Below are 13081 nucleotides of genomic sequence, written 5' to 3'. Positions count from 1 at the left end.
CTATAACCCCAGGACCCGGGGACCACTTTGATTTTGTTCGCATGGCCGCAAGGCATAGAGCCAAAGTAAGCAGACATAACGCACTTTGAGGAAGAACCAAAAAAAGGGGCCAAAGACTGATAGAAAGCCGCTTTCGCTGTCGTCACCCTCCGTGATTGAGGTAACGACCGATCCGAATGTCAGCGTGAAGCCATCCGAACTGGTGGTATCCCCTTCGGAGAGGACTTGGTCTCCCAAGTCCGGAACATCCCAGTTGAGGTTGAGAGTGGCCGCTGTGACTTGCAACGGCAGCGAAGGCACAGAAAAGAGCAGTCTTCAAGAGCTTCATGGAATCCTCGACTTGGCTAAACTAATCTTTTCTGGTTCAGCACGCATGATGCGACCGATAAAGTGCGTGTGGCCGCTTTGTCCTAATTGCGCTCACATTTGTCCGAAACGGCGTATGCGAGGGCTCTGTCGCATCAAGCCGTCGAAGCAGTGAGACAGATTTCAAAAAAACTAGGAGGGCTGGCCAATGCCGCGCCGCGATCCGTTCGAACAGCATCGATTTCCGAAGGACGTGATCCTTTTGGCTGTTCACCGCCGGAGCTGCGTCGAGTCCAAACCTCTCGAGACATCTCCTTCGGAAATACCCTGCCGGTCAGTGGATGCACTGCATTAAGCTGCTTGGTCAGTCATTGATGGCTCGGCGGGGTTCTGTCGCAACCTTTGTCGTGGTGCTGTATCAGGGTGTATGGCAGCGCGGTGAGGTTGTGAGCATGGTGTCGTTCAAAGGTGCTCAGTTTCCTCGTGATGTAATCCTGCACGCGGTCTTCATCTACGTCCGCGACGCCGTGTCGTACCGTGATTTGGAAGAGATCCTCGCCGAGCGCGGTGTGCACGTCGATCACGCAACACTGAACCGCTGGGTGGTGAAATACGCCCCGAACCTGGCGGCAGTCGCGCAGAAGCGAAAGTCGCCGACCGCTGCGTCATGGCGGCTGGATGAGACCTACGTAAAGGTTCGCGGCGAGTGGTGCTATTTGTATCGAGCGGTCGACAGGGACGGCCAAACGCCAGATTTCATGCTCTCTGAGCACCGGGATGAAGCAGCCGCGCTTCGATTTCTCGCCCGAGCGATTTCGGCGAACGGGCTGCCGAAAGCCTGTTCCATCGACCGGAGCGGTGCGAACGCAGCCGGGCTGAATGCCATGAACGAGGTCCTGCGGGATGTCGGCTCACCTCGTCGGATCCGGATCTATAGGTCGAAGTATCTGAACAACATCGTCGAGCAGGACCACCGGGGCGTGAAACGACGAACGCGACCAATGATGGGCTTCAAGTCATTCGGATCAGCAGTGGCGACTTTGAACGGAATTTAAACGGCGCACATGATCAGGAAGGGGCAACGGGGCCGAGGATGCCCGTTTGACATATTCGCGAGCCTTGCGGCGTGACGCATTCCAAACGTTCCTTTTCGGATAAGGTTGGATATCTTTGCGACAGAGCCTATGTTTGCGCGGCTAAATTGGGCCTTGCAGAGCGGGTCCGTGCACATGCAGATCCAAGCGGTTCATGCGCGATGCCGCTGCGGAGCGCCCTGGATTGGCTGTCGCGGGCCCAAAATCAGACGAGACATCCAACATAGATTGGAAGCGAACCAAAATCATGCTGGTAGCCACATTGCTGGCCACGAACTGAAGCATGTACCCCAAGGACATCAGCCAAAAGCCGCGACAGAAAGTGTGACGGACATGACGACCCAAAAGCATCACTTTTACAGATCAGATACTCTGCACTAAACCGCCTCACTGGCAATGTTCCGTTGCCGAAACCCTGAAACTAGGCGGGCCGCGAGACAAGTTGATTGCACCTCGATGCGGGCCGCTAAGGTTGACTCAAGGTAAGCATAACGTGATGTTTAACCTCCGGTTGCCTGGTTGCTTAGCCATTCGCAGCCGGAAAAGTGGGACATTTCTTGGGAGGAGAAAAGTATGATAAGGCTAAGCCTTACCGCTATGCTTTGCACGACAATGTTGTCAGCGCCCGTATCGGCGCAGGACAACATGGACAAGCTTGCGAACATGCAGAAAACTGATGCGACATTTACATTCGTTGATCAGGGAGGAGAACGCGCCGAAGCGCTTAGGGCGATCTTGGAGCATGTGAACCTGCCGGACGGCTTCGAAGCCAGTCTGTATGCCGTTGTTCCGGATGCGCGGTCGATGGCTATGGCGCCGCAGGGTACGGTTCTGTTTGCTGGCACGCGCAAGGACAAGATGTGGTCTATCATTGATCGGGATCGCGACCGGGTTGCCGATGAAGTCAAGGATTTCGCACCGTCGATCACGTTCGACATTCCTAATGGCCCGTGTTTTTCGCCCGATGGATTTCTCTACATTGCCGAGCGAAATCGCGTGCTTGTTTTCCCGGCCGCGGAGTTCTTTTTTGAGGGTCCGGATCCGGCCGTCGGCGTTGTCGTCGCGCAAGGCGAATTGGTTCCGCCAGAGGAAGAGAGCTTCAACCACACCGCCCGTGTTTGCGACGTCGGTCCTGATGGCAAGCTCTACATTTCGTTAGGTCAACCGCATAACGTGCAGCCCATCGAAAAACTTGAGATGTACGATGAATGGGGCATCGGAGGTATTATTCGTATCAATACCGATGGCTCGGACCGCGAGGTCTACACACGTGGCGTTCGCAATTCGGTCGGCCAGGACTTCAACCCTGAGACCGGAGAGCTGTGGTGGACAGACAACCAGGTTGACGGCATGGGCGATGACATCCCGCCGGGCGAGCTGAACCGCCAGACCGCCGCGGGTCAGCATTTCGGTTTCCCCTGGACCAACAGCCAGGTTGAAATCCCTGCTTATAAGGATGTGCCGCGACCTGAAGGCGTGTCCTTTGTGGAGCCGCAACTTGAGTTGACGGCGCACGCCGCGGATCTCGGTATGCGGTTCTACCACGACGACAGCTTTCCGGAAGAGTACCACGGTGGTATCTTCTGGGCGCAACACGGCTCGTGGAACCGCACAGAACCGGTGGGCGCACGCGTGATGTTCACAGCCCTCGATGAAGAGGGGAACGCCGCGGGCGCTCAGGTCTTTGCAGACGGGTGGCTGAACGAGAGCACAGGAGAATATCGCGGTCGACCCATGGACATCGAGTTTCTGCCCGATGGATCGATGCTGGTCTCTGACGACTTTGCCGGCGCGATCTGGCGGATCGCCTATGTCGGAACGGCTGCGGAGTGAGGCGCGCAATCATGACTATTTTCTTCGGCGGGCTTGGGCTCGCCGGGGGATACGCTGCACCGGTCATGGCGGGCGACCCCGAAGCCGGGCGCAAGGTCGCAAATATGTGTCGCACGTGCCACGGGATAGATGGTTTTGCCACAATCCCCATCGCGCCTCATATCGGAGGCGAAGCAGTTGAATATCTTGAAAGCCAGCTCATGGCCTTCAAAACAGGCGGGCGCGAACACGAGATGATGAGCGTTGTTGCCGCCGGGCTGAGTGCCCAGCAGATATCCGACGTCGCGGCGTGGTACGCATCCCATCGAGCAGTCGCGACCTTTCCGGATGGCGTCTCTCCGTCAGGGGCTCCGCAGGCCTGCGTATCATGCCATGGCGCTGATGGCATTTCGCAGCTGCTCGATGCCCCGCACCTTGCGGGTGAGACGAACATTTACATTGATACACAGCTAAAGGCTTTCAAGCGCGGCAATCGCCAGCACGAGATTATGTCGGACATTGCTGCCGAGCTGTCCGATGCCGAAATACGCGCGATTGCGGATTGGTACGCGGCAGTGACGCTGGAGATTTTGCCGCCAGCCGAATGAGGTGGTACGTCGCGACCTTGCGTCTGTGAGCAAAAAATACTCGACCGTTCTGATAGGGCGTAAGGTTTACCCCAATTGCCGTTCTTAAGTGCCTGACCTCTAATGATTATGTGAGTGCTCAAAGCCCATGGTGATCATGCTCGAACTGGGTGGGAGCGGCGGCGCTCCAGTGCTTCGGTAAAGGGATTTGCTCAGGCTGATCTATCCGCCTTAGTGGTGTTCTTGCTTGGGCACCTTGAGGCCCTTCGGTGACGGGATTCCCTTGCTCTAAAGCTCGCTGCGACACCCGTCCGTGCCATGTGCTCCATTCGCCAGCAGGTTCACTGCAGGCTGCGAACCGTCCAGCAAGACTCTCGTATGGATGCAGGCGCTGTACTGACGAGCCGTCAAGACTATCCGTGGCGGACGACTCATAACATCCGCACAGATGTGTAGGTGAGAGTTTATCCTGCCCGTCGTCTGCCCGATCTTGGGAAGCAGGGTTGAAGGCGTGTCATTTGAACGTCATTCAATCAGTTAAGGTGGCTCATCTTCTAGAGCAATCACCTAGTTGTTCAAAACGAAGTCAGTGGATCCCGAGTGTTGAGTTGTAGAACGCGCCATCTGTGTTGCGCAAAGAGCACCGCTCGCCCATTGCTTGGAAAAATCTTTCTGACAAAGTCCGGCGAGCGACAGATCTTGCCTGCTTTTTCAGATAAAGCATCTGAAATTAATACATTGTGAATAATTTCAAATGCTTAAATGCGCATGAATCTGCTCGGTGTTCAAGTGCTCAACAGTGCATCCGTCCCAAATGCACCGGCCAAAGCAGTTTTTTGGATTTTACGAAGGACCGCTCAAAGCAAGAACCACTTGAACGAAACATGGTTCGCTATGATGGTGGAACCGGGTGTAGCGTGATGTAGCGCGCGGAAGGAGGTGGAGGAGCCTAATCTTCACGGCGCAACTCATATCTCAGAACACCTGAAAACGTATACCGGTCAATCGTAACAGCGAGACCGGGATTGAGTTCCTTGGGAGGAAATATGAAAAATACTATCAACCGCAGAAAATTTCTGCGCGGTTCGGCTATTGCCGGTGCCGCGGCTCTGGCCACACCCGCAATCGCGGAGGGTCATGGCACTACACTCAAGATGCAGGCTGCCTGGGGCGGCGGTATCTTCCTTGAAAACGCGAAATCCTTTGCCAGCCGTGTCAATGAAATGTCCGGCGGGTCGCTGACCATCGAAGTGCTCTCGGTCGACGCTGTGGTCAAAACCAGCCAGATGCAGGATGCCGTGCACCGCGGCGTGCTGGATGCCGCGCATTACGTGTCGGCCTATTGGTACGGCAAATCCAAGGCCGCCTCACTCTTTGGAACAGGCCCGTGCTTTGGCTGGTCGAGCCAGGAAATGCTGGGCTGGATTCATGCCGGCGGCGGGCAGGAACTTTTTGACGAGCTGATGGACAACCTGCGGCTCAATATCGTGTCCTTCTTCAACTCGCCCATGCCCGCGCAGCCGCTGGGGTGGTTCCAGGAGGAAATCAAGGATGCCAGCCAGATGGACGGGCTGAAGTATCGCACAGTCGGTCTGGCCGCGGATGTCTTGCTGGAAATGGGCATGTCGGTGGTTCAGCTGCCTGGCGGAGAGATCCAGCCGGCAATGAAATCCGGCCTGATTGATGCCGCTGAGTTCAACAACCCTACCTCGGACCGTGACTTCGGCATGCAGGACGTCTCCAAGCACTACCACCTGGCGTCCTATCACCAGAGCCAGGAGTGTTTCGAGGTCACCATCAATAAGGACAAGTTCAACGCGCTGGCGCCCGAGCATCAGGCGATCATCAAAAACGCGTCGATGGCCGAAAACTCCGGCTTTTACTGGGGTAACACCAAGCGCTATTCCGACGACCTGATCAAGCTGCAGGAAGCGGATGGGGTCAATGTCTACCGCACACCGGATTCAGTGATGGCGGCACAGCTTGAGGCTTGGGACAAGGTAGCAAACCGCATCGCGGAAGGGGACGAGTTCTTCGCCAAGGTCATGGAATCGCAAAAGGCCTACGCCAAGAATGTGATGAACTACCTCAACCTCAATCAACCCGACTACAAACTGGCGTACAATCACTACTTCGGTTGATCGCAGGACAACAAGCACAATGTTCGGGCGCCTTTTGCGGTGTCCGGACCTTGCTCATGCGGCAGGCGTAGAAGAACCCCGCCGCATTTGTTTAGGGGAGCAACATACAGATGAGATTTGTTCATGCCATTGAGGGTTTGAGCCTCTGGACGGGCCGCGCATTTGGCTGGTGTATCCTCATCCTGACATTATCGGTGTCCTATGAGGTCTTTGTGCGCTATGTGCTGAACGCGCCGACGGTCTGGGCCTTCGACATGATGATCCAGATGTATGGGGCGTTGTTTTTGATGTGCGGCGCCTACGCACTGGCCCAAGACACGCACGTGCGCGCCGACGTCGTCTACAGGCTGTTTCCAGTAAAAGTGCAGGCATGTCTGGATTTTCTCCTCTACTTTTTGTTCTTCTTTCCTGGCGTCATCGCACTGGTTTGGTTCGGCTATGAAATCGCATCTGATAGCTGGCGTTACAAAGAAGTCAGCTTTAACAGCCCCGCGAGTATCCAGATCTATTTCTTCAAGTCCTTGATCCCGCTGGCGGGGGGTCTATTGGCAATCCAGGGCATCGCCGAGCTGGTCCGCTGTGTGATGGCAATGCGCAGTGGTGTGTGGCCCGAACGGCTGGCGGATGTGAAGGAAACCGAAGATCTGCTGACCGAAGCCGATCTCGACGCGATCCGGGCAGTGTCGCCCGGTACGTCCGGCAAGAATTAAGCCGCTGAGCGCTTCAGGAAAGATGAAAAAATGACAAATCCCGAAGTCGCCCTGCTGATGCTTGGGCTGTTTATTCTCCTGGTTCTGCTGGGTTTCCCGATTGCCTTTACCCTGCTCGCGATGGGTGTGGCCTTCGGCTACTACGCCTACAATCAAGGGGGTCCGATCGAGTCGTTCGGTGACATTTTCAACAACAATATTTTCTACTTGCTAAACCAGAATACCTATTCGGTAATGGAAAACCCGATCCTTGTCGCCATCCCGCTGTTCCTGTTCATGGGCTACGTCGTGGAACGGGCCAACATCGTTGATAAGCTATTTTTCTCGCTCTACATGGCCGCCCGCAATCTGCCCGGTAGCTTGGCCATCGCGGCGCTCTTGACCTGTGCGGTATTCTCCACCGCCTCGGGCATTGTGGGCGCCGTGGTCACGCTGATGGGCCTGCTGGCCTTCCCGGCGATGGCCAATGCCAACTACAACAAGAGCTTTGCCTCGGGCGTGATCTGCGCGGGCGGGACGCTGGGTATTCTGATCCCGCCGTCCATTATGTTGATCGTCTATTCTGCCATCGCGGATCTGTCGCCCCTGCGGCTTTATGCGGCCGCCGTCTTCCCCGGCATGCTGCTTGCGGGCCTTTACATCGTTTACGTCATTGTACGGGTTTGGTCGAACCCGTCTCTGGCGCCAAAACCAACGATGGAAGATGTCCCTCCTCCACGTGAGATTTATCTCGATCTGCTGATCAGCTTTGTCCCGCTGACGGTTCTGATTGCCTTGGTGCTCGGGTCGATCCTCGGTGGTCTGGCGACCCCTGCCGAAGCGGCGGCCATGGGCGCGCTTGGCGGCATGGTGCTGGCCGTCCTTTACCGCTCAATGACGTGGACCAAACTGAAGGAAAGCGTCTTTCTCACAGCCAAGGCAACCGCCATGGTATGTTGGCTTTTCGTTGGGTCATGGACATTTGCGTCGGTGTTTTCCTATCTCGGCGGTCATGACATCATCGCACAGTGGGTCGGTGGCATGGACCTTGAGCCATGGGAGTTCCTTGTCCTCGCGCAAATCATCATCTTCCTGCTGGGCTGGCCGCTGGAGTGGTCGGAAATTCTCATCATCTTCGTGCCAATTTTCCTGCCGCTGCTCGAAGTCTTTGGTGTGAACCCCTATTTCTTCGCCATGCTGGTCGCGCTGAACCTTCAAACCTCGTTTCTGACCCCGCCGATGGCGATGTCGGCCTACTATCTGAAGGGGGTCTTGAAAAATCAGATCGAGCTGATGCAGATTTTCCGCGGTATTATGCCCTATCTGGGCATTGTGATCCTGACGATGGTGCTGATGTATCAGTTCCCCGGGATCGCGCTGTGGTTCCCTGATTACCTCTTTGGTCCTTACATCCCGTGATCAAGGACGGATACACTTTGACCGCGGTCGAGGCTCTGGCAGCCATGGCCGCGGGGCGTCTGAGCTCGGTAGCGCTGGTGCAATCATGTCTGGACCGGATCAAAGCAACGGATGACACGATCCAGGCCTGGGCGTTTCTCGACCCCGATGCCGCACTTGCGCAAGCTGCGGAATGTGATCGCCTGCGCACCGCTGGCATGGCGCTTGGTTCATTGCATGGCATTCCCGTCGGCCTCAAAGACATCATCGACACGGCCAAGATGCCGACCCAGCGGGGGACACCGATTTTCGCGGGTCGCCAGACAGAAAAAGTTGCACGGTTGGTCGAACACCTGCATGAAGCCGGAGCGGTGATCATGGGCAAGACGGTGACAACCGAACTTGCGTTCGTGCATGCCAACGAGACCCGCAACCCTCATAATACAAACCATAGCCCGGGCGGCTCCTCCAGCGGATCAGCCGCGGCGGTGGCCGCCATGCACGTGCCACTTGCCGTGGGCACGCAGACAAATGGATCGGTCATCCGTCCGGCTTCGTTTTGTGGAACCTTTGGTTTCAAGCCGACGCGGGGTATCATCTCGCGCTCCGGGCTGTTGCAAACGTCCGTATCACTGGATCAGGTCGGCTGCTTTGGACGCGGTTTGGCAGATATTGCCCTGCTGACAGATGCCATCGGCAGCTACGATCAAAACGATGTCTGCAGCTTTGCCCGACCGCGCCCGGACATGAGCGCGGGCGCGGTCGCTGATACCCCTGTAATACCTGATCTGGTGTGGTTCGATTTGCCGTTCAATGATCGCCTGTCGACAGATGCGAAGGAGGGATTTGACGCAGTTCTCGACATTCTTGGCCCACAGGTGACGCGGATGGAGTCTGCCGACACGCTGTCCAATCTCGTTACCGTCCAGGCTCGGATCCACGAGTATGAGATCTGTCAGCATCAGGCCGAGGTCTTTGACGCCCATTGGGATCAGCTCAGCGAGACGCTGAAACCGATCATCGCGCGCGGACGCCGGATCTCGAAAACCGAATATGAGGACGCGCTGGCGGTTAAAGCCTCGGCGGAGCGCTTTTTTGCCGATTTTTTTGTCGAGTTTGACGCGGTCATCGCGCCTGCCGCGGCGGGAGAAGCACCGAAATTTGGCAGTGGAACGGGCGACCCGATCTTTTGCACTTTGTGGACATTGGCTGGCCTGCCCTGTTTGACTTTGCCCCTTCTTGTGGGAGAAACTGGCCTGCCCATCGGTGTGCAATTGATTGGCGCCGCCGAAAAGGACGACCGTCTGCTGCGTACAGCGCGCTGGCTGCAAAAGCATCTGGCGCAAAGCACGGATTGATAAAAAGGAAACGCGATGTCTTATAGGGTGAAGTTGATCGCTGGTCTCATCGGAACAGCGCTTCTGTGCATTTTCATCGGAGGTCTGTCCCACAGTATCTCGTCGGGATTTGCCGGATTTTACGGTGGGCTTCCTTTCATGATCATTGCCATCGTGGTTTGTGGTGCTGCGATCTATGATTTCTGGGACGAATGCGTTCGCAAGAAATAGAGGCCTATCGCGAACTTTTACTTCTGCCCCGGAGCCCTGTGGATTGTTCAGATCGCGCAGCCAAGCTTGCACAGTTCTCGAACGAGTATCCTTCGCCGAGTTGCCTTTTCCTGATCATGTGGGGAGTGGGAAAAAGATGGTGGACAGACGGCAATTTTTGTTGGGCTCAGGCGAAAGTCCAGAACAGCAACCTGCATAGTCGCGACGTCCCGCACTCTTTTCCGAAATCATGTCATTCAGCGCTTTTTGCCCATACGCGCGTTGGCTTATCGTGACGCGAGTTGACGACCGCAGTGTGATGGAGATGGAGCATGATGGACTTCTTTTTTGGTGTCCAGCCTGTCCATCACAGCTCTTGAATTCGTCGAAATTAGGGCTCTCAGCTGGTAACCCCTTATTCTGACATCGACGTCCGGATTATTGTGAAAACCTCTGTTGAGATGGGAGGGTAGCGGACGGAAGAACTTTGCAGTCTCAATCTGACTGACCAGTGTTGTGGAGAGTTGGGACTCAATCTCGAGCATGGGAAGGCAGTTCTGGCACAGCTCCAGGGCTCAATACCAAAACACCAGATCGAAGAGATTTCCGCAGCAAGCCGGACCTGTCCCTGCTGTGGTCGCAGCAGACCAGTTCACGACTACTGGACCCGGGTTCTCGACACGCTCTTTGGTCGGTTTCCTTTAAGGATCGTTCGACGTCGCAAGTGTTCGTGTCGCAAGGGGCAAAGCGACTTGCTCTTACCTTTTGCACAGGTCCTTCGTGACCGAGCGACGCTCGAATTGAGGAGGCTTCAGGCCGAGCTAGGTGCCCGCCATCCGTTTCGGGACGCGGCCAGGATTTTGGAGACCTTTTTGCCATGTGCCAAGCAACACAACACCACGGTGCGGAACCGTCTCGGCAAAGTTGCGAAAGATATGACCGACGCAGAGCCGCCAGTGTGCGAAACCCTCAGTTCAAAATCCTTTAACGGTATTTTTCGACGGAGCTCACGTTCGGTGTAGGCCGGAATACCAAAAGCGTCACCTTGATGTTGTGCTAGGTAAGATCGAGATCCGCGATATGTGTCGTCGTTTTGGCCCTGTGCCACAAGCTGCGACCTCGCGTACCACTCAGCTTCGTCGCGATTTGGACGCCCTCGGCTGGGACGGTCGGCGACCTGTCACCGTGATTTCGGACGGAGAGGCTGGGCTCCCAAACCTCATTTGCGGGGCAACCAAAGGAAAGGCGATTGTATATTTGGCAAACCCAGTGATTGCAGTAGTTAGACTGCACCCCGCCCTGTGGCGCGTCAGTCGTCTTTACTGGCGTCCGGCTTCTGCTTCACGAGCTTGCCTAGCTTTTCGTTGAACTTCGCTTCGTCGTCGTCCGCCCCGATCTCGCGGGCGGCTTCTTTGAAGCGGTCTAGTTGGTCTTTGTTCTTATCCATTCCGGTCCGCCAATCTGTAGTGTGAATGTGCATCGCGCGGTTTTCCGCTACTCACATAGTCAAGTATGCCGCGCTTCTCTAACTCGACAAGCATATCACGGGCCGTATGCCATCTGGTTGTCGTCAGTATTCTCAGGGCACCGCTGACGTTGATCTTTCCGTGCTCCACTAGGTAATTCACGATCTTTCGTTCTTCTGGTGTCAAGCTGAACGCTACAGCTTGTCCGAGGCTTTTATACGCGTCGCTATCCAGCGAGTTGGACCTATCACGGACATTGTTCCTTAAGGTGCATATCACGCTCAAATTGTCAGTTCTTCTCTGCTTGAATTCTGGCGGCGGAAGGTTTGCGGCGGTCATCTCCGCAACCATTCGTCTTGTGCCTTCGCTTATGCACCTGACTTCACCAAACTCTCTTAAACTTCGCATTACAAAAGGGTTTCGGGGGCGATGAGTGCCGACAATGGTCTCTGGTGTGATCTGAGGCATAAATCCCCCGGGACTCTCAACCTCGATGCGGTCATCGAACATACGTACGAATACAGGGGCGTTTCGGATGTTGAAGGATCGGTGGACACAGGCGTTGACCAGCATCTCATACCAAGCATCTCGCGGATACTCTGGTACGGTGAAGAACTTACCGTCGCGAAATTCTGTAAACTCCCGTACACTTGAGTCGATCAGATTGGCAGCCTCTCTGATAACCTCAACAATCGTTCCAGAGACCATTCGGTCTTTGACGACATTGTACCGCTTGCCCGACAGCGCTTCCGTCCCCTCATACCGCAGGAAATGCACAAGAAGGCCGGGGAAAACGGTCACCGGGTCTTGTGCAAAGAGGACAGCGCAAGCGTTGTTGCAAACAAAGGTGCCGGAGCGCTCTCTGCCCAAGTGATATGCCCTGAGAATATCAGTGCGTGAATATTGAAGATCAGTAGATGCGTTTTCAGTAACGATCTTTGCGAACCTTGCTATGGCGTTTTCATCAAAATCATCAGGGTAAACCAGACCACATGGTTCCTGCTCGAAAGAGCGCTCTCCCTTGTCGATCCTGATCTCCTGCTTTTTCGAATCGCTGAGTTTTTTGCACTCGTCGCCAAGGCGCTCGTAGGCCTCTCCGTTCGCAAGTTCGACAAGTTTGCCCTCCACATAGCGAATACGCGCCAAAACTATGAAGTCTTCATCTCCAGATGCGTTTGTCACTGGCTCGCGCTTGGTTTCGAAGCGGCCATCTGGGCAAGCGTTCTCCCCAAGACGCTCAATCTTAGAAAGACCGTCTTGGTCCAGATGTGCGCAACCGGAAACCGTACCATCGTTCTCAATGCCAATCGCTAAGACACCCCCGTCAACGCTCGGCCCGTTGCCGAACGCTGAGAGGTACTTGGCTAACTCCTTTGGCTGTGTCCTAGCGGACTTCCGGTCAAAGCGGTGATCCTCGGTTAGCCTAGAAAATAGCGTCACATCTTCGCTGTCATAGATCTGATCTGGAGAGTAGAGCGCCTCTATTGGGGGCTTCTCCAGCAGATCAAGTAGCGAAAGTTGGTCGTTTTGTGGGGGTGTCATGTTACTCGACGCTTACTCGACGCTTACTCGACGCCAGTTTTCTTGGTTAGGCGATTTATAGGTTAGACGCTTGCCAACGACCGCTTCAAGCGCGATCTGAGAACGCTGAGCATCGTCTACTCCATTCGCGATCCGGTTGTTGTACCGGAAGTCAAACTCAGCCGCGTATCGGTGCAGATGCTGTTTGCCACAGTGCTGATACACGCCCTTCATGCCGCGCTTGAAAATGCTGTAGAAGCCTTCCACCGCGTTGGTGTGGATTTCGTTGTCGTTGTAGTCGACATACTGACCAGCGCCGTGCTGGGTCCAACCGTGTGCGTCAAACACGCGGCCAGCGCCGATGTTTTGATATTGCGTGGCTTCGTCCGTCATGACGTAGGCTTCCTTGGCGATGTTCTCTTGCAGCATCGGGATAAGCGTGGACTTCTTGAGGTCGTCCACAACGATAGACTTGGCGCGCTTGGTGGTGCGATCCACCAGAGTGACCATTTTCATCTTG

General features: G+C 55.4%; 10 protein-coding genes and 1 pseudogene. 8 read left to right on the top strand and 3 right to left on the bottom strand.

What is annotated here, in order from left to right:
* Positions 1 to 758: 758 nt before the first annotated feature.
* The 8 genes and pseudogenes from Q1A53_RS22925 to Q1A53_RS22890 form a co-directional block, all read left to right on the top strand.
* Positions 759 to 1358: pseudogene (locus Q1A53_RS22925) on the top strand (IS6 family transposase); the annotation flags it as partial.
* Between the two features lie 615 nt (positions 1359 to 1973).
* Positions 1974 to 3233 (top strand): PQQ-dependent sugar dehydrogenase, encoded by a 1260-nt coding sequence (locus tag Q1A53_RS22920; protein ID WP_299971609.1) that lies wholly within the window; start codon positions 1974 to 1976, stop codon positions 3231 to 3233.
* 11 nt (positions 3234 to 3244) lie between these two features.
* On the top strand, positions 3245 to 3820 hold the full coding sequence (locus Q1A53_RS22915; protein WP_299971567.1) for a c-type cytochrome: 576 nt from the start codon (positions 3245 to 3247) through the stop codon (positions 3818 to 3820).
* A gap of 1025 nt (positions 3821 to 4845) precedes the next feature.
* Positions 4846 to 5940 (top strand): TRAP transporter substrate-binding protein, encoded by a 1095-nt coding sequence (locus Q1A53_RS22910; RefSeq protein WP_299971564.1) that lies wholly within the window; start codon positions 4846 to 4848, stop codon positions 5938 to 5940.
* 110 nt (positions 5941 to 6050) lie between these two features.
* Positions 6051 to 6650 carry a TRAP transporter small permease subunit gene (locus tag Q1A53_RS22905; protein WP_299971562.1) on the top strand — a complete coding sequence of 200 codons (600 nt, stop codon included), beginning with the start codon at positions 6051 to 6053 and terminating at the stop codon, positions 6648 to 6650.
* 30 nt (positions 6651 to 6680) lie between these two features.
* On the top strand, positions 6681 to 8048 hold the full coding sequence (locus Q1A53_RS22900) for a TRAP transporter large permease subunit (RefSeq protein ID WP_299971559.1): 1368 nt from the start codon (positions 6681 to 6683) through the stop codon (positions 8046 to 8048).
* A gap of 17 nt (positions 8049 to 8065) precedes the next feature.
* Positions 8066 to 9385 (top strand): amidase, encoded by a 1320-nt coding sequence (locus Q1A53_RS22895; RefSeq protein WP_299971556.1) that lies wholly within the window; start codon positions 8066 to 8068, stop codon positions 9383 to 9385.
* 15 nt (positions 9386 to 9400) lie between these two features.
* Positions 9401 to 9595, top strand: a complete 195-nt coding sequence (locus tag Q1A53_RS22890; protein WP_299971553.1) for a hypothetical protein — start codon at positions 9401 to 9403, stop codon at positions 9593 to 9595.
* Positions 9596 to 10883: 1288 nt separating this feature from the next.
* On the opposite strand, the gene Q1A53_RS22885 is transcribed toward Q1A53_RS22890, so the two are convergent.
* From Q1A53_RS22885 to Q1A53_RS22875, 3 genes are all read right to left on the bottom strand, one after another.
* Positions 10884 to 11021: a hypothetical protein gene (locus tag Q1A53_RS22885; RefSeq protein ID WP_299971551.1), complete on the bottom strand. Its 138-nt coding sequence runs from the start codon at positions 11019 to 11021 to the stop codon at positions 10884 to 10886.
* On the bottom strand, positions 11014 to 12582 hold the full coding sequence (locus Q1A53_RS22880) for an ATP-binding protein (protein ID WP_299971548.1): 1569 nt from the start codon (positions 12580 to 12582) through the stop codon (positions 11014 to 11016). Before Q1A53_RS22880 ends, Q1A53_RS22885 begins: the two co-directional genes overlap by 8 nt.
* Positions 12583 to 12594: 12 nt before the next feature.
* Positions 12595 to 13081 (bottom strand): IS1595 family transposase (locus Q1A53_RS22875; protein ID WP_299971545.1); only part of this gene is annotated, 487 nt, incomplete at its 5' end.

This window comes from uncultured Roseobacter sp., from assembly GCF_947496515.1.
In the GTDB taxonomy this organism is placed as follows: domain Bacteria; phylum Pseudomonadota; class Alphaproteobacteria; order Rhodobacterales; family Rhodobacteraceae; genus Roseobacter.
Note: the sequence above shows the minus strand (reverse complement) of the source record. Positions and strands in the feature narration are given on the sequence as shown.